Here is a 17,172-nt window from a genome sequence, read left to right as displayed (position 1 = left end):
GCGCGGGATGAGCGGCACCTTGCTGGAGACGGTCGACGAGCGCGGAGTCGCCACCCTGACGCTCAACCGTCCGGAGCAGCACAACGCCTTCGACGACGGCCTGATCGCCGCCCTCACCGCGTCCCTGCACCGGCTGGGCGCCGCTCCCGGGATCCGGGCGGTCGTCCTGGCGGGCGCGGGCCAGAGCTTCTCGGCGGGCGCCGACCTCGCCTGGATGCGCCGGATCGCCGGCCAGTCCTTCGACAGCAACCTCGCCGACGCCGCCGGGCTCGCGGGGCTGATGCACAGTCTCGACCGGCTGCCGAAGCCGACGCTCGCCCTCGTGCACGGGGCGGCCTACGGCGGCGGCGTCGGGCTCGCCGCCTGCTGCGATATCGCCATCGCGGCCGAGAGCGCGCGGTTCTGCCTGAGCGAGGTGCGGCTCGGCCTGATCCCGGCGACGATCGGCCCCTACGTGGTCAACGCGATCGGCCCGCGCTGGGCCCGGCGCCTGTTCCAGACCGCGGAGGTCTTCTCCGCCGAGCGCGCCCGGGCGATCGGCCTCGTGCACGAGGTGGTGCCCGACGACCGGCTGGAGGCGGCCGGCGCGGAGGTGCTGCGCGACATCCTCCGGGGCGCCCCGGGCGCGCAGGCCGAGGCCAAGGACCTCGTCTTCCTGTGCGAGGGGCGGCCGGTGGACGCCGACCTAGGGCGCGAGACGGGCCGGCGCATCGCCCGGCGCCGGGCCTCGGACGAGGGGCAGGCGGGCATCGCCGCCTTCCTCGACAAGCGCTTAGCCCCGTGGCGGCGGGACTGAGGGGGCGGCCATGTTCGGCAAGATCCTCATCGCCAACCGCGGGGAGATCGCCTGCCGGGTGATCGCCACCGCCCGGCGCCTCGGCATCGGCACGGTCGCGGTCTATTCGGAGGCGGATGCCGGCGCCCGACACGCTCGGATGGCCGACGAGGCGTGGCCGATCGGGCCCGCCCCGGCGCGCGAGAGCTACCTCGTGGCCGAGCGGATCCTCGACGTCGCCCGGCGCGCCGGGGCGGAGGCGATCCATCCGGGCTACGGCTTCCTGTCGGAGAACGCGGACTTCGCCGGCGCCTGCGCCGGGGCCGGCCTCGTGTTCGTCGGCCCGCCCCCGGCGGCGATCCGCGCCATGGGCTCCAAGGCCGAGGCCAAGGCGCTGATGGAGCGCGCCGGGGTCCCGCTGGTGCCGGGCTATCACGGCGCCGCGCAGGATCTCCCGGCGCTGAAGGAGGCGGCCGCCCGGATCGGCTACCCGGTCTTGATCAAGGCCTCGGCCGGCGGCGGCGGCAAGGGCATGCGCGTCGTCGAGGCGGCCGCGGCGTTCAAGGCCGCGCTGACCGGCGCGCAGCGCGAGGCGCGGGCGTCCTTCGGCGACGACCGGGTGCTGATCGAGGCGTACCTGACCCGCCCCCGGCACATCGAGATCCAGGTCTTCGCCGACAGCCACGGCAACACCGTCTCGCTGTTCGAGCGCGACTGCTCGATCCAGCGCCGCCACCAGAAGGTGATCGAGGAGGCGCCCGCCCCGGGGATGGATCCGGTCCGGCGCGCGCGGATGGGCGAGGCCGCGGTCGCGGCGGCGCGGGCGGTCGGCTATGTCGGCGCCGGCACGGTGGAGTTCATCGCCGAGGGCGAGACCTTCTACTTCATGGAGATGAACACCCGGCTCCAGGTCGAGCACCCGGTGACCGAGATGGTCACCGGCCTCGACCTAGTGGAGTGGCAACTGCGCGTGGCCGCGGGCGAGCGGCTGCCGCTCGGCGCCCCGGATCTGGCCCTGCGCGGCCACGCCATCGAGGCGCGGGTCTACGCCGAGGATCCGGCGCGCGATTTCCTGCCGGCGGTCGGCACCCTCGCCCACCTGCGCCAGCCGCCGGAGGTGCCGGGGCGGGTGCGGGTCGAGACCGGCATCGTGCAGGGCGACCGGATCACCCCGGATTACGACCCGATGATCGCCAAGCTGGTCGTCTGGGGCGAGGACCGGGCGGCCGCGATCCGGCAGCTCGCAACCGCCCTCGCCGCCTACGAGGTGGTCGGCGTGACGACCAATCTGGATCTCCTGCGCGCCGTCGCCGGCCACCCCGCCTACCGCTCGGCCGACCTCGACACCGGCTTCATCGCCCGCCACGCCGACGACCTGCTGGCGCCGCTCGCGACCGGTGCGGTCGATCCCGCGCTCTGGGCCGCCGCCGCCCTGACCGTCCTGCGCGACCGGCGCGCGGCCGTCGCGGCGGAGGCGCTGGCGAGCGGCGACCCGTGGTCGCCCTGGGCCGATCCGGATGCGTGGCGGATGAACGGGGCGGGCTACCAGGAGCTGCAGTTCCGCCACGGCGACGCGCCGCCCGTCACCCTGCGGGCATGCCCCCTCCCCGACGGCAGCGCCCGCCTCGACCTGCCGGGCGGCACCGTCCTGGCGGCGCTCGCCGAGGACGCCGAGGGCGAGCGGCTGATGCTGGATGGCGTCTGGCGCCGGCTGCGCACGGTCCGCCGCGGCGCGGAGCTGACGGTGATCGTCGGCGGCCGGAACGCGACGCTGGTCCACGTCGATCCCCTCGCCCCGCCCCGGACCGAGGCGTCGGGTAGCGACCGGGTGACGGCGCCCGTGCCGGGCCGCCTGACCCAGCTCTGGGTGCGGCCCGGCGATGCCGTGGAGAAGGGCGCGCCGCTCGCGGTGATCGAGGCGATGAAGATGGAGATCACCCTCCGCGCGCCGCAGGCCGGCACCGTCGCCGAGACCCGCCACGCCGTCGACGACATGGTCGAGGAGGGCACCGAGATCGTCACCTTCGCGGCGGAGGAGCGGCCCGCATGAGCTATCCGGCCCGGGTGCAGGTGATCGAGGTCGGGCCGCGCGACGGGCTCCAGAACGAGCCCGCGCCGGTGCCGATCGCCGCCAGGGTGGCGCTGATCGAGGCCCTGGCCGAGGCCGGGCTGACCCGCATCGAGGCCGGCAGCTTCGTGTCGCCCCGATGGGTGCCGCAGATGGCCGAGACCGCGGAGGTTCTGGCGCGGCTGCGCCCCCGGCCCGAGGTCGGCTATTCCGTTCTGGTCCCGAACCTGCAGGGCCTGGAGCGGGCCCTCGCCTCCGGCGTCCGGGACATCGCGGTGTTCGCCGCCGCCTCCGAGAGCTTCTCCCGGCGCAACGTCAAAGGCTCGATCGCCGAGACCCTCGACCGCTTCACCCCGGTGCTGGAGGCGGCGCGCGCGAACGACCTGCGGGTGCGGGGCTACGTCTCCTGCGTCCTGGGCTGCCCCTACGAGGGCGACGTCGCGCCGGCGGCGGTCGCCCGCGTCGCCGCGTCCCTCCACGCGATGGGCTGCCACGAGATCGCCCTCGGCGACACGATCGGGACCGGGACGCCGCGCGCGGCCCGGCGGCTGGTCGAGCGGGTGGCCGCCGACGTGCCGCTGCAGGCGATCGCCCTGCACTTCCACGACACCTACGGGCAGGCCCTGGCCAACATCCTCGCCTGCCTCGAACTCGGCGTGTCGGCCGTGGACGCCGCGGTGGCGGGCCTCGGGGGCTGCCCCTACGCGCCGGGGGCCGCCGGCAACGTCGCCACCGAGGACGTCGTTTACATGCTGCGCGGCATGGGCATCGAGACCGGGATCGATCTCGATGCCCTCGCCGCGGCCGGGCGGTCGATCGCGTCCCAGCTCGGCCGGGAGCCGGCCTCGAAGGTCGCCCGCGCGCTGGCCGCCGCGCCGCCGCCGACACCCTGATCGAAGGGCGGCCTCGGACAGCGCCGCGGCGGCGCGCGCGTTCGGAGGAACGAGGGAGGACGACATGAGCGACCGGGCGGTGAGCTATGTCCACGGGGCGATCGGCGAGCCCCTGCTCGGCCTGACCATCGGCCAGGCCCTGGATCGCGCCGCCGCGGCGTGGCCGGATCACCTGGCGCTGGTCGCGCACGCCCAGGGCGTCCGATGGACCTGGCGCGAGCTGAGGGACCAAGCCGACGCCTTCGCGGCCGGCCTGCTCGCCCTCGGCCTCCGGCCCGGCGACCGCATCGGGATCTGGTCGCTCAACCGCGCCGAGTGGGTGCTGACCCAGTTCGCCGCCGCCCGTGCGGGGCTGATCCTGGTGACGATCAACCCGGCCTACCGGCTGTCGGAGCTGGAATTCGCGCTCAACAATGTCGGCTGCACCGCCCTGGTCACGGCGACGGCGTTCAAGACCAGCGACTATCTCGGGATGCTCCGCACCCTGGCCCCCGAACTCGCGGCCTCCGGGCCGGGCCGGCTGTCCGCAGCCCGCCTGCCGCACCTGCGCACGGTGATCCAGATCGGCGGACCGCCAACCCCGGGGACGGTCCCGTTCGACGCGGTCGCGGCCCGGGGCGACGCGGCCGGCACCGGCGCCCTGCGCGACCTCGCCGACGCGATGCAGTTCGACGACGCGGCCAACATCCAGTTCACCAGCGGCACGACGGGCGCCCCGAAGGGCGTCACGCTGACCCACCACAACATCCTCAACAACGGCCACTTCGTCGGCCGCGCGATGCGGCTGACCGCCGAGGATCGGATCTGCATCCCGGTGCCGCTCTACCATTGCTTCGGCATGGTGATGGGCAATCTCGCGGCCCTGACCCACGGTTGCGCCATGGTGTTTCCGGGCGAGGGCTTCGACCCGCGCGCGACACTGGAGACCGTGCAGGCCGAGCGCTGCACCGCGCTCTACGGCGTGCCGACCATGTTCATCGCCGAGCTCGACCATCCCGAGTTCGCGCGCTTCGATGTCCGCTCCCTGCGGACCGGGATCATGGCGGGCGCGCCGTGCCCGATCGCGGTGATGCGCCGGGTCGTGGAGCAGATGAACATGCGCGACGTCACCATCGCGTACGGCATGACCGAGACGAGCCCGGTGAGCTTCCAGAGCTCGAGCGACGACCCGCTGGAGCGGCGCGTCACGACCGTCGGCCGGATCCACCCGCATCTCGAGGTCAAGATCGTGGATCCCGAGGGACGCGTGACGCCGCGGGGCGCCCGCGGCGAGCTGTGCACGCGCGGCTACTCGGTCATGCTGGGCTACTGGGGCGATGCCGCGCGGACCGCGGAGGTCCTCGACGACGCCGGATGGATGCACACCGGCGACCTCGCGACGCTGGATGCGGAGGGCTACTGCAACATCGTCGGCCGGATCAAAGACATGGTCATACGCGGCGGCGAGAACATCTATCCGCGCGAGATCGAGGAGTTCCTCTTCCGGCACCCGCAGATCCAGGATGTCCAGGTCTTCGGGGTCTCCGATCCGAAATACGGGGAGGAGCTGTGCGCCTGGATCAGGCTACGCGACGGCGAGACCCTGTCGGAGCCGGCGGTGCGCGCGTTCTGCGCGGGGCAGATCGCGCATCAGAAGATCCCGAAATACATCCAGTTCGTCGACGCCTTCCCGATGACGGTCTCCGGAAAGATCCAGAAATTCGTGATGCGTCGGTGCGTGGAGGAGCAGCTGGGCCTCGCGCGATCCGAGACGGCCTGAGCCGGTCTCCGCGAATGCTGTCATCGCCCGGCGGAACGAAGATTTCGTCGTCCGATCGGGCTTGAACGTTGCTGCGCGCACCGCGAGCGGACATGCTGGCGCGCGACATCACCGAGGCGGCGTATCAGTGTCGGCATGGCCACAGGGCGACGGCGAGATGGCCGCGCGCATCCGCGACTTCGGCTGGGAGCGGACGCCGCTGGGGCCGGCCGCCCGCTGGCCGGAGCGCCTCAAGGTGATGGTCGAGCAGTTGCTCGCCAGCCCGCTGGTCGCGTCCCTCGTCTGCGGGCCCGAGCGCCTCCTGATCTACAACGACGCCGCCGCCCGGCTCTACGGCGCCTGGCACCCCGAGGGTCTCGGCCGGCCGCTCGCGCGCACGTTCCCGGAGGGGTGGGCGACGGTCGCGGACTTCTACGCGCGCGCCTTCGCGGGCGAGGCCGTGCAGGTGGCCGGGCAGCCGCTGGACACCCGCGGCGAGGGCGCCGCGGAGGACGTCTTCGACGCGCTCCTCGTGCCCGTGCGCGACGCCGACGGGAAGGTCATGGCCGTCCACATGACCGGCTTCGAGATCGGTGAGCGCCTGCGCGCCGAGGCCAAGCTGCGCACGAGCGAGGCCCGGTACCGCAACCTCTTCGACGCCATCGACGAGGGCTTCTGCACCATCGAGGTCCTGTTCGACGCGGCCGGGCGGGCGGTCGATTACCGCTTCCTGTCCGTGAACGCGGCCTTCGAGCAGCAGACCGGGCTCCGCGACGCGGTCGGCCGGACGGTCCGGGCGCTGGCGCCCGACCTCGAGCCGCACTGGTTCGAGACCTACGGCCGGATCGTCCGAACCGGCAAGGCGGAACGCTTCGAGGACCGCGCCGACGCGCTCGGGCGCTGGTACGAGGTCTACGCCTTCCCCATCGGGGCGCCGGAACGGCGGCAGGTGGCGGTCCTGTTCAAGGACATCCTCCAGCGCAAGCGCGCCGAGGATCGGCTGCGCGCGAGCGAGGAGCGATTCCGCGCCCTCGTCACGGCCAGCTCGGACGTCATCTACCGCATGAGCCCGGACTGGAGCGAGCTGCGGGTCTTGGAGGGCCGCGGCTTCCTGGCCGACACCGTCACCCCGAACGACGACTGGCTGAGCGCCTACATCGATCCGGCCGACCAGCCGCGCCTGCGCGAGGCCATCCAGCGGGCGATCCGATCCAAGACGATGTTCGAGCTGGAGCACCCCGTCCGGCAGGCGGACGGGAGCCTGGGCTGGGCGCTGTCCCGGGCCGTGCCGCTGCTCGACGACGACGGCGAGATCCGCGAATGGTTCGGCGCCGCCAGCGACGTGACCGCGCGCAAGCGGGTGGAGGACGATCTGCGCGCGAGCGAGGAGCGGTTCCGCGGGCTGGTCGAGGGGTTCGGTCAGTTCAGCTGGGAGGCCTCGGCCGAGGGCCTCATCGAGGTCGACAGCCCGGGCTGGCGCGCGTTCACCGGGCAGCGCCCGGACGAGTGGCTCGGGCGCGGCTGGATCCACGCGATCCACGCGGACGACCGGGCGCTCACGGAAGCGAAGTGGCGGCAGGCCGTCGCGACGCGGACGGCGGTCGATCACGAGTATCGCCTGTGGCACGCCCCGAGCGCGTCCTGGCGGTGGTCGAACGTCCGCGCGGTGCCGATCACGAACCCCGACGGGTCGATCCGCAAGTGGTCGGGGGTGAACATCGACGTCACGGACCACCACAGGCTGCTGGCGCGCCAGGAAGTGCTGATCAACGAGCTGCAGCACCGCACGCGCAACCTCCTCGGCGTCGTCAGCGCCGTGGCGGGCAAGACACTGCGGCAGGGCAGCTCGGTCGAGGCGTTCGAGGCGCGGCTGCAGGCGCTCAGCCGCGCGCAGGGCCTGCTCAGCCAGTACGGCAGCGACTCGGTCGAGGTGGGCGCGCTGGTGCGCGCCGAGCTGGCCGCCTACGTCGACGGCGCGACCGGCCGCATGACCGTCGCCGGCCCCGAGGTGCACCTGACCGCGCGACAGGTGCAGAACTTCGCCCTCGCCGTCCACGAGCTGACGACCAACGCGGTCAAGCACGGGGTGCTCAAGACCGGGACCGGCCATCTCAGCGTCACCTGGGAGATCGTGCGCGACCGGCGCGAGCGCCGCCGACTGGCCCTGTGCTGGATCGAGAGCGGCCTGCCCGCGCAGGCGGCGCGCGTCACCCGCCGCGGCTACGGGACCGAGCTGATCCAGGAGGCGCTGGCATATGCCCTGGGCGCCACGGTCGAGTACGCGCTGGACCGCGACGGCGTGCGCTGCCGCATCGAGATGCCGGTGTCCTAGGTTGCGCGAAGGCCGCGATGCGCGCGCGATCCGTCAAGGTTGGTCAGCGGCTTCCGCGATCACGAGACCGTCCACCCGAAGCATTCGAGCATCATCATCGCGGATCCAGCGCGAAAAAATTCAACGACAACCGTTACAGCGCGATCTACCGCGTCCCGACCGGCAGATAATATCGTCTGACGGCGCCTCCAGTTACGACCGTAACCAAAAACTCTTCCGACAGACACGAAAGCGGCCGATCACCGAACTTACTATGCATCTCGGACAGTCATGAGGTCTGAGAATGAACGGTGTCGCCCCCTCGATCCGCCCTGCCGCGCGAGCCGGAGATCCGGACGCGGCGTTTCTCGCGACCGTCGCGACGCTTCGGCCCCTCATCGCGGAGCACCGGTCGGCCCTGGCTGTCGGCCCGGACCTGCCGGAGCCGGTCGCAGAGGCGCTCATCGACGCCGGTCTCGCGCAGCTCTGGCTTCCGCGGGGCCTGGGCGGTCCTGAAGCGCATCCGCTGAGCGTCCTGGCGGCGATCGAAGCTCTGGCGAAACTCGACGGTTCGGTCGCCTGGTGCGCCGCGATCTCGTCCGGGGGCGCGTCACGCTTCGCCGACCTGATCGACGCGGACGTGATGCGTTCGCTCATCCCTGCCGGCAGGAAGTTCGCGGGCAGCGGGAGCGGCCAGCCGACGGGAACAGCGGTTCGCCATGGATCCGGCTGGCGGATCAACGGACGTTGGTCCTGGGCGAGCTTCTGCCGCTACAGTTCCGTGTCCGCACTGATGTGTGTGGAGATCGACGGCGAGCGGCCGAAGCTCGGCGAGAACGGGCGGCCGTCGCTGCGCGGCGTCTTCATCGCCTCGAAGGATGTCGAGGTCGTCGGCAACTGGAATGCCGGGGGGCTCCGGGCCAGCGGGAGTCACGACGTCGCGTGCACCGACATCTGGGTGCCGAACGAGCAGACCATCGACGGCGCGAGCCTCATGATGCCTCGCGACAGAAGGCCCCTCTACATGCTGCCCATGGCATCGGCGGCCGCGATCGCCGCCATCGGTGTTCCGCTCGGGATCGCCCGGGCGTCGATCGACGCCTTCATCGATCTCGCGCAGACGAAGACACCGCATGGCGGCAAGGTGCCCCTGAGACTTCGCGAGGATGTCCAGGTCGCGATCGCGCGTGCCGAGACGAGCCTCGGTGCCGCGCGCGCCTTCGCCCGGGACACGGTCTCCGAATTCTGGTGGGAAGCCGAGAACGGCCATCCGATAACGCTCGCGTGGCAGGCCAAGCTTCGGCGGGCCTGCTGGTACGCGGGCCATGTCGGGAAGCAGGTGGTCACGAGCATGTACGAGGCGGCCGGCAGTTCCGCCGTCCTCGAAGACCTGCCGTTCGCGCGCCAGCTCCGCGATGTCTACGCGGCCTGTCAGCACATGCATTATCAGGACCGGCTGCTCGTGCCGACCGGTCGCATCCTTCTGGGCCTCGAAGCCGACGCGCCGTTCATCTAGAGCCGTCGCCGATCACGCATGCGCCGACCGCTCCTCGCGCCACGGTCGCCCCCGTTCCTCGGGACCCCATCGAGGAGGGACGCGGCCCTGGCTTCACGAACAGGCGTTCTCGACCTTCGAGAAGATGGTCGTCTCGAGCGCGACGTGATCGGCCACGGCCTTCGGCTGCGGAGACCGTTCGACGGCGTGGAAGACTGCGTGGATCGCCTCGGCCGTCTTCTCGTCGGTCCGGACGAGGCGCCCGGTCCAGGCCGTGATCTCCTGGGGCGACGACGTGCTGGTCACGAAGCCGATGATGTCGCCCTCGGCCGTGCCGACGAGGATGCGGCTTCGATGCGTCTGCGCGTAGCCGGGATCGGCGGCGGTGTAGGTTCCGGAGACCGCCTCGCCCATCTGGAGGAGGCGGAGTTCCGCGCCGGCTTGGCTCCGCCAGACACCATCGAACATCGTTGCTCAAGCCCGCCGATCGAGCGGCCGCTCGCACGGCCCATCACAAGCGATATAGCAGATTTGATATAACGGATGCGCGAGCCCGGCAATGCTGGGGCGCGGTCCGCGTCTCGTGAGGCCCTGAGCGCGGCCCCGCTACCAGAGGGCCCCGTGCGGGTGGAACCGCACGGCGTCGCCCGGCACGACCTCGGTCCGGTCATCCTCCAGCTCCACGAGGCCGTCGGATTCGGTGAGCGATGACAGCATGCCCGCGCCGTCGCGCTGGAACTTCCGGGCCTCCCAGGCGCCGTCGGCGTCCCGGGCGAGGCTGACCCGGACGAACTCCCTGCGGCCCGCGCGCTTCCGATAGGGGAAGGCCGCCCTGACGGTGAATCCGCGCGACGGCGCGTAGGCCTCGCCGGCGAGCCGGGCGAGGAGCGGCCGCACCACGAACAGCAGGGTGACGTAGACAGCCACCGGGTTGCCCGGCAGGCCCAGGAACGGCTTGCCGTCGATCATGCCCATCGCGACCGGCCGTCCCGGCTTGATCCCCAGCCGCCAGAACACGAGGCGCCCGATGCTCTCGACGGCGGTCTTCACGTGATCCTCGTCGCCGGTCGACACGCCGCCCGAAGTCAGGATCACGTCGTGCTCGGCGGCCGCCGCCGAGAGCCTGGCCGCGAGGGCCGCCGGGTCGTCGCGGATGACGCCGAGGTCGCGCGCCGCGACGCCCATCCGCCGGAGAAGAGCGAGCAGCAGGACGCGGTTCGAGTCGTAGATCGCGCCCGGCCCCAGGGGCGCTCCGGGCTCGACGAGTTCGTTGCCCGTCGAGAACACGCCGACCCGCAGGGTGCGGCGGACCTTCAGCGTGCGCAGGCCGACCGCGGTCGCCAGGGCCAGGTCCTGCGGCCGGAGACGCCGGCCGGCCGCGATGATCGTCGAGCCCTTCGCCGCGTCCTCGCCGGCGTCGCGGCTGTTGGCGCCCCGCTTCAGCCCGAGCGGCAGGGACACCCGGCCGTCGGGCAGGACCTGGACGTCCTCCTGCATGAAGACGGTGTCGGCCCCCGCCGGCATCGGGGCCCCGGTGAAGATCCGGGCGGCCGAGCCCGCCACCGACACGCCTTCGGGGGAGGCGCCGGCCGCGACGACCGCGCCGACCGGCAGGATCGTCGCATCGGAGGCGCGCAGGTCCGCGAAACGGACCGCGTAGCCGTCGACGGCCGAGTTGGGGAACGGCGGGACGTCGATGGGCGCGACGCAATCCTCGGCCAGGACGCGCCCGTCGGCGTCCGGGACGGGAACGTCCTCGGTGCCGACGATCGCTGCGAGGCGCTCGCCGAACAGCGCGTGCGCGTCCTCGATGGTCATCAGAGGGCCGCCGAACGCGAAGCAGTCGTCGCTGAGCTGGGCCATCCGGCTAGAGCCTCCCGAGGACGTCTTCGAAGGGAACGGCCACGTCGAGCATCAGCCCCGTCACCGCCGCCGCGTCGTTCAGATCTACGACGGGAATGCCCGAGGCCGGAAACGCGACGTCGCTCGCGATGCCCACGATGGTGGTGTCCAGCGGATGGAGGGGTGGGCGGCCGTTCTCGGCGCGATGGACCTCCATTTTGGGGATGGGCTCCCGCTTGTACCCTTCCACGACGACGAGGTCGCACGGGCTGATCCGCCGCAGGAGCTGACCCAGGCTCGCCTCCTGCTCGTCGCGCAGCTCGTGGACCTGGGCCCAGCGGCGGCCCGACGAGATCAGAACCTCGCTCGCGCCCGCCCTGCGGTGCTCGTAGGAATCCTTCCCGGGCCAGTCCGTGTCGAAGTCGTGATGGGCGTGCTTGATGGTCGCCACCCGCACCCCGCGGGCGACGAGCAGGGGGATGGCCCGGACCAGCAGGCTGGTCTTGCCGGCCCCGCTCCACCCGGCGAGTCCGATTACGCGCATGCCGGACACCGCTGACAGCCCCTCTCGTGCCGTTCCCACTGCCCCGCGCGAGGGCTCAGGGCAAGCGTCGGCCGCGCCGCCGGGACGCGCGGCCCCGGCGTCACGCAAATTGAAACGACTTCAAAAACGATATAACACCTCCGCTATAACGGCTGCCATTTGGTATGCCACGAGCGAGCGCCACGCCAACGGACCCGAACGGGCACGCCATGCACGACTTCAACCGTCCCTCGATCGCGCAGGCCTGAGCATGGGCGACGCATCCTCCGCGGCGGACTGGGCCGCCATCGTGACGGACGCCTACTGCGCCGACGCGAAGCCGCCGCTCACGCAGGAGCTCGCCGGCCGGGTCCGCGACGCGCTCGCCCAGGCGGTCGCGTCGCCGGCCGGAGACGCGCCGGGCTCCCTGTTGGACCGCCTGAACGACGCCCTCGACGCGTTCGAGACCGAGCTGCGCTCCGTCGTCGGACCCAGGGTCACGTCCCTGGACGAGGCGACGGGCGCGGCCACGATGAAGCCGCGGTCCGAGGCCGGCCAGCCGCTCCGGGCCTTCGGCGGCCAGTAGCCTCCGACCGGACCTCAGGACACCGCGACCACCCGTCCCAGCAGTTGGAAATCAGATACCGCATGAGTGAGGCACCGGGGACAGTCAGGACTTTCTCGCATCCCGGCCGGGGGCGGAACAAGGCGCGCAGCGTCCCCAAGGGGCGCCAGGTCGAGCCGCGGGCGAAGGTCGAGATCGAGGAGCTTCTCGGCTCCCGCTCGCGCCAGCGCGACCTGCTCATCGAGCACTTGCACCTGATCCAGGACACCTACGGCCAGATCAGCGCCGAGCACCTGGCGGCGCTCGCCGACGAGATGGCCCTGGCCTTCGCCGAGGTGTTCGAGACCGCGACTTTCTACGCGCATTTCGACGTCGTGAAGGAGGGTGACGCCTCGATCCCGCGGCTGACCGTCCGGGTCTGCGACAGCATCACCTGCGCGATGTTCGGCGCCGACGAGCTGCTGGAGACGCTCCAGCGGGAACTCGCCTCCGACGCCGTCCGCGTCGTGCGCGCGCCCTGCGTCGGCCTGTGCGACCACGCGCCCGCCGTCGAGGTCGGGCACAACTTCCTGCACAAGGCCGACCTCGCCTCCGTGCGGGCCGCGGTCGAGGCCGGCGACACGCACGCCCATATCCCGGACTACGTCGACTACGAGGCCTATCGGGCCGCCGGCGGGTACGCGACCCTCGACCGGCTCCGCAGCGGCGACCTTCCGGTCGACGACGTCCTGAAGGTGCTCGACGACGGCGGCCTGCGCGGCCTCGGCGGCGCGGGCTTCCCGACGGGGCGCAAGTGGCGCTCGGTGCGCGGCGAGCCCGGGCCCCGGCTGATGGCGGTCAACGGGGACGAGGGCGAGCCGGGCACCTTCAAGGACCAGCTCTACCTCAACACCGACCCGCACCGCTTCCTCGAGGGCATGCTGATCGGCGCCCACGTCGTCGAGGCGCCCGAGGTCTACATCTACCTGCGCGACGAGTATCCCATCTCCCGCGAGATCCTGACGCGCGAGATCGCGAAGCTCCCCGCGGGCGGTCCGCGCATCCACCTGCGCCGCGGCGCCGGCGCCTATATCTGCGGCGAGGAATCCTCGCTGATCGAGTCCCTCGAAGGCAAGCGCGGGCTGCCGCGGCACAAGCCGCCGTTCCCGTTCCAGGTCGGCCTGTTCAACCGTCCGACGCTGATCAACAACATCGAGACGCTGTTCTGGGTCCGCGACCTGATCGAGCGGGGCGGCGACTGGTGGAAGAGCCACGGCCGCAACGACCGCGTCGGCCTGCGCTCCTACTCGGTCTCGGGGCGCGTGAAGGAGCCGGGGGTGAAGCTCGCCCCGTCCGGCCTCACCATCCAGGAACTGATCGACGAGTATTGCGGCGGCATGGCGGACGGCCACACCTTCGCGGCCTACCTGCCGGGCGGCGCGTCGGGCGGCATCCTGCCGGCGTCGATGAACGACATCCCGCTCGATTTCGGGACGCTGGAGAAGTACGGCTGCTTCATCGGCTCCGCCGCGGTCGTGATCCTGTCGGACCGGGACGATGTGCGCGGCGCCACGTTGAACCTGATGAAGTTCTTCGAGGACGAGAGCTGCGGGCAGTGCACCCCCTGCCGTTCGGGGACCCAGAAGGCCCGCATCCTGATGGAGCAGGGCGTCTGGGACACCGAGCTCCTGGGCGAATTGTCCCAGTGCATGCGGGACGCCTCGATCTGCGGCCTCGGCCAAGCCGCCTCGAACCCGCTCAGCAGCGTCATCAAGTACTTCCCGGACCTGTTCCCCGCCCCGCGCGCCGCGGCTGCCGAGTGAGGCAACCGATGGTACCGGCGAATTCTATCCCGATGTCCGAGCCAGGAGCGGCCGCATGAGCAACGCCCCCGAACAGCGCGGCGACAAGACCGAGAAGCCCGAGATCCGGGCCGACGGGCTGCAGGATGCGGGCGGCCCCGCGCCGGGCCCGAAGCCGGGAGCCGGCGGCTCCTACTCGGAAGGCGCGAAGGCGGGCGGCCAGGCGGCCCCGGAGCCGTCGGGCCTGCACGATCTCAAGGAGCGGCCGACCGCCCCCCCGACCATCGCGTTCGAATTCGACGGACAGCAGGTCGAGGCCGCCCCCGGCGAGACGATCTGGGCCGTCGCCAAGCGCCTCGGCACCCACATCCCGCACCTCTGCCACAAGCCCGAGCCCGGCTATCGCCCGGACGGCAATTGCCGCGCCTGCATGGTCGAGATCGAGGGCGAGCGCGTGCTGGCCGCCTCGTGCAAGCGCACGCCGGCCGTGGGCATGAAGGTCAAGTCCGCGACCGAGCGCGCCACCAAGGCCCGCGCCATGGTGCTCGAGCTGCTCGTGGCCGACCAGCCCGAGCGCGCGACCTCGCACGACCCGACCTCGCACTTCTGGGTACAGGCCGACTTCCTCGACGTGTCCGAGAGCCGCTTCCCCGCGGCCGAGCGCTGGACCGGCGACTTCAGCCACCCGGCCATGAGCGTCAATCTCGACGCCTGCATCCAGTGCAACCTCTGCGTCCGCGCCTGCCGCGAGGTCCAGGTCAACGACGTGATCGGCATGGCCTACCGCTCGGCCGACGCGAAGGTGGTGTTCGACTTCGACGACCCGATGGGCGGCTCGACCTGCGTGGCCTGCGGCGAGTGCGTCCAGGCCTGCCCGACCGGCGCGCTGATGCCGTCCGCCTACCTCGACGCCGAGCACAACACCCGGACGGTCTATCCCGACCGCGAGGTGACCTCGCTGTGCCCCTATTGCGGCGTCGGCTGCCAGGTCTCCTACAAGGTGAAGGACGAGAGGATCGTCTACGCCGAGGGCGTGAACGGCCCGGCCAACCACAACCGGCTCTGCGTGAAGGGCCGCTTCGGCTTCGACTACGTCCACCACCCCCATCGCCTGACGGCGCCGCTGATCCGCCTGGACAACGTCCCGAAGGACGCCAACGACCAGGTCGACCCGGCCAACCCGTGGACGCACTTCCGCGAGGCGACCTGGGAGGAGGCGCTCGACCGCGCCGCCGGCGGCCTCAGGACGGTCCGCGACACCCATGGCCGAAAGGCGCTCGCCGGCTTCGGCTCCGCGAAGGGCTCGAACGAGGAGGCCTACCTCTTCCAGAAGCTGGTGCGGCTCGGGTTCGGCTCGAACAACGTCGACCACTGCACCCGGCTGTGCCACGCCTCGTCGGTGGCCGCCCTCATGGAGGGGCTGAACTCGGGCGCCGTGTCGGCGCCGTTCTCGGCGGCGCTCGACGCCGAGGTCATCATCGTGATCGGCGCCAACCCGACCGTGAACCACCCGGTGGCGGCGACCTTCCTCAAGAACGCCGTGAAGCAGCGCGGCGCCAAGCTGATCGTCATGGATCCGCGCCGGCAGGTGCTGTCGCGGCACGCCTACAAGCACCTCGCGTTCAAGCCCGGCTCGGACGTCGCGATGCTCAACGCGATGCTCAACGTGATCATCGAGGAGCGGCTCTACGACGAGCAGTACATCGCCGGCTACACCGAGAACTTCGAGGCGCTCAAAGAGAAGATCGTCGAGTTCACGCCGGAGAAGATGGCCTCGGTCTGCGGCATCGACGCGGAGACCCTGCGCGAGGTGGCCCGGCTCTACGCCCGGGCCAAGTCCTCGATCATCTTCTGGGGCATGGGCATCAGCCAGCACGTCCACGGCACGGACAACTCGCGCTGCCTGATCGCGCTCGCCCTCGTCACGGGGCAGATCGGGCGCCCCGGCACCGGCCTGCATCCGCTGCGCGGCCAGAACAACGTCCAGGGCGCGTCCGACGCCGGCCTGATCCCGATGGTCTACCCGGACTACCAGTCGGTCGAGAAGGCCGCGGTGCGGGAGATGTTCGAGGAGTTCTGGGGTCAGAAGCTCGACCCGCAGAAGGGTCTCACCGTCGTCGAGATCATGCGGGCGATCCACGCCGGCGAGATCAAGGGCATGTTCGTCGAGGGCGAGAACCCCGCGATGTCCGACCCGGACCTGAACCATGCCCGGCACGCCCTGGCGATGCTCGACCACCTCGTCGTGCAGGACCTGTTCCTGACGGAGACCGCCTTCCACGCCGACGTGGTGCTGCCGGCCTCCGCCTTCGCCGAGAAGGCCGGCACCTTCACCAACACCGACCGTCGCGTGCAGATCTCGCAGCCGGTGGTGTCCCCGCCGGGCGACGCGCGGCAGGACTGGTGGATCATCCAGGAACTGGGGAAGCGCCTCGGCCTGCCCTGGAACTACGGCGGCCCGGCCGACATCTTCCGCGAGATGGCCATGGTGATGCCGTCGTTCAACAACATCACCTGGGAGCGCCTGGAGCGCGAGGGCGCCGTGACCTACCCGGTCGACGCGCCCGACCAGCCCGGCAACGAGATCATCTTCTACGCCGGCTTCCCCACGGAGAGCGGGCGCGCGAAGATCGTCCCGGCCGCCGTGGTGCCCCCGGACGAGCTGCCGGACGAGGACTACCCGATGGTCCTGTCGACCGGTCGCGTCCTCGAGCACTGGCACACCGGATCGATGACCCGGCGCGCCGGCGTCCTCGACGCGCTGGAGCCCGAGGCGGTCGCCTTCATGGCCCCGAAGGAGCTCTACCGGCTCGGGCTGGAGCCCGGCGACACGATGAAGCTGGAGACGCGCCGCGGCGCGGTCCACCTGAAGGTGCGCTCCGACCGCGACGTGCCGGTCGGCATGATCTTCATGCCGTTCTGCTACGCCGAGGCCGCGGCCAACCTGCTGACGAACCCGGCGCTCGACCCGATGGGCAAGATCCCGGAGTTCAAGTTCTGCGCGGCCCGGGCCTCCGCCGTCCACACGGCCATGGCCGCCGAGTAGGCGGCGTGACCTCCGGCGGCGCGCCCAGGCGTGCCGCCGGCCCCTGGCGGCGGACATCGGGCTGATACTGTTTCCAATTGATCAGCCCGGTGCCGTCTTTGCGAGCGCAGCGAAGCAATCCAGTCGGCGCGACGC

12 protein-coding genes are annotated in these 17,172 nt (G+C 71.6%); 9 read left to right on the top strand and 3 right to left on the bottom strand.

The window, feature by feature from the left end:
• Nucleotides 1-7 precede the first annotated feature (7 nt).
• The 6 genes from BM419_RS21610 to BM419_RS21585 all read left to right on the top strand — a co-directional run bounded on the left by BM419_RS21610 (nt 8) and on the right by BM419_RS21585 (nt 9,301).
• A complete protein-coding gene (locus tag BM419_RS21610; protein WP_091927628.1) occupies nt 8-796 on the top strand; it encodes an enoyl-CoA hydratase-related protein in 789 nt (262 codons plus the stop codon).
• A 10-nt stretch (nt 797-806) separates the two neighbouring features.
• Nucleotides 807-2,825: an acetyl/propionyl/methylcrotonyl-CoA carboxylase subunit alpha gene (locus BM419_RS21605; protein WP_091927627.1), complete on the top strand. Its 2,019-nt coding sequence runs from the start codon at nt 807-809 to the stop codon at nt 2,823-2,825.
• Nucleotides 2,822-3,736 (top strand): hydroxymethylglutaryl-CoA lyase, encoded by a 915-nt coding sequence (locus tag BM419_RS21600; protein WP_091681620.1) that lies wholly within the window; start codon nt 2,822-2,824, stop codon nt 3,734-3,736. Before BM419_RS21605 ends, BM419_RS21600 begins: the two co-directional genes overlap by 4 nt.
• Nucleotides 3,737-3,800: 64 nt before the next feature.
• A complete protein-coding gene (locus BM419_RS21595; RefSeq protein WP_091681621.1) occupies nt 3,801-5,495 on the top strand; it encodes an AMP-binding protein in 1,695 nt (564 codons plus the stop codon).
• 157 nt (nt 5,496-5,652) lie between these two features.
• Nucleotides 5,653-7,806, top strand: a complete 2,154-nt coding sequence (locus BM419_RS21590) for a PAS domain-containing sensor histidine kinase (RefSeq protein WP_091927626.1) — start codon at nt 5,653-5,655, stop codon at nt 7,804-7,806.
• A gap of 283 nt (nt 7,807-8,089) precedes the next feature.
• Complete coding sequence (locus BM419_RS21585; protein ID WP_091681624.1) at nt 8,090-9,301, top strand: acyl-CoA dehydrogenase family protein; 1,212 nt, start codon at nt 8,090-8,092, stop codon at nt 9,299-9,301.
• A 93-nt stretch (nt 9,302-9,394) separates the two neighbouring features.
• Here BM419_RS21585 and BM419_RS21580 read toward each other — a convergent pair whose 3' ends face one another.
• The 3 genes from BM419_RS21580 to mobB form a co-directional block, all read right to left on the bottom strand.
• Entirely contained in the window at nt 9,395-9,748 is a 354-nt protein-coding gene (locus BM419_RS21580) for an avidin/streptavidin family protein (protein WP_091927625.1), read from the bottom strand.
• Between the two features lie 138 nt (nt 9,749-9,886).
• Nucleotides 9,887-11,143: a molybdopterin molybdotransferase MoeA gene (gene glp, locus BM419_RS21575; RefSeq protein WP_056530454.1), complete on the bottom strand. Its 1,257-nt coding sequence runs from the start codon at nt 11,141-11,143 to the stop codon at nt 9,887-9,889.
• 4 nt (nt 11,144-11,147) lie between these two features.
• The gene (mobB, locus tag BM419_RS21570; RefSeq protein ID WP_170855200.1) at nt 11,148-11,666 is read right to left on the bottom strand and encodes a molybdopterin-guanine dinucleotide biosynthesis protein B; all 519 of its coding nucleotides are present in this window, start codon (nt 11,664-11,666) and stop codon (nt 11,148-11,150) included.
• 250 nt (nt 11,667-11,916) lie between these two features.
• On the opposite strand from mobB, the gene BM419_RS21565 reads away from it, so the two are divergent.
• The 3 genes from BM419_RS21565 (at nt 11,917) to fdhF (ending at nt 17,037) form a co-directional block, all read left to right on the top strand.
• Entirely contained in the window at nt 11,917-12,231 is a 315-nt protein-coding gene (locus tag BM419_RS21565) for a hypothetical protein (RefSeq protein WP_091681631.1), read from the top strand.
• Between the two features lie 62 nt (nt 12,232-12,293).
• Nucleotides 12,294-14,012 (top strand): NAD(P)H-dependent oxidoreductase subunit E, encoded by a 1,719-nt coding sequence (locus tag BM419_RS21560; RefSeq protein WP_091681633.1) that lies wholly within the window; start codon nt 12,294-12,296, stop codon nt 14,010-14,012.
• Nucleotides 14,013-14,067: 55 nt separating this feature from the next.
• On the top strand, nt 14,068-17,037 hold the full coding sequence (fdhF, locus tag BM419_RS21555; protein WP_091681635.1) for a formate dehydrogenase subunit alpha: 2,970 nt from the start codon (nt 14,068-14,070) through the stop codon (nt 17,035-17,037).
• Nucleotides 17,038-17,172 lie beyond the last annotated feature (135 nt).

The organism is Methylobacterium sp. yr668 (assembly GCF_900116245.1).
In the GTDB taxonomy this organism is placed as follows: Bacteria; Pseudomonadota; Alphaproteobacteria; order Rhizobiales; family Beijerinckiaceae; genus Methylobacterium.
Note: the sequence above shows the minus strand (reverse complement) of the source record. Positions and strands in the feature narration are given on the sequence as shown.

Coding starts and splice junctions, on each gene's coding strand:
- BM419_RS21610 (WP_091927628.1), top strand. CDS start 8: ATGAGCGGCACCTTGCTGGAGACGGTCGACGAGCGCGGAGTCGCCACC.
- BM419_RS21605 (WP_091927627.1), top strand. CDS start 807: ATGTTCGGCAAGATCCTCATCGCCAACCGCGGGGAGATCGCCTGCCGG.
- BM419_RS21600 (WP_091681620.1), top strand. CDS start 2,822: ATGAGCTATCCGGCCCGGGTGCAGGTGATCGAGGTCGGGCCGCGCGAC.
- BM419_RS21595 (WP_091681621.1), top strand. CDS start 3,801: ATGAGCGACCGGGCGGTGAGCTATGTCCACGGGGCGATCGGCGAGCCC.
- BM419_RS21590 (WP_091927626.1), top strand. CDS start 5,653: ATGGCCGCGCGCATCCGCGACTTCGGCTGGGAGCGGACGCCGCTGGGG.
- BM419_RS21585 (WP_091681624.1), top strand. CDS start 8,090: ATGAACGGTGTCGCCCCCTCGATCCGCCCTGCCGCGCGAGCCGGAGAT.
- BM419_RS21580 (WP_091927625.1), bottom strand. CDS start 9,748: ATGTTCGATGGTGTCTGGCGGAGCCAAGCCGGCGCGGAACTCCGCCTC.
- glp (WP_056530454.1), bottom strand. CDS start 11,143: ATGGCCCAGCTCAGCGACGACTGCTTCGCGTTCGGCGGCCCTCTGATG.
- mobB (WP_170855200.1), bottom strand. CDS start 11,666: ATGCGCGTAATCGGACTCGCCGGGTGGAGCGGGGCCGGCAAGACCAGC.
- BM419_RS21565 (WP_091681631.1), top strand. CDS start 11,917: ATGGGCGACGCATCCTCCGCGGCGGACTGGGCCGCCATCGTGACGGAC.
- BM419_RS21560 (WP_091681633.1), top strand. CDS start 12,294: ATGAGTGAGGCACCGGGGACAGTCAGGACTTTCTCGCATCCCGGCCGG.
- fdhF (WP_091681635.1), top strand. CDS start 14,068: ATGAGCAACGCCCCCGAACAGCGCGGCGACAAGACCGAGAAGCCCGAG.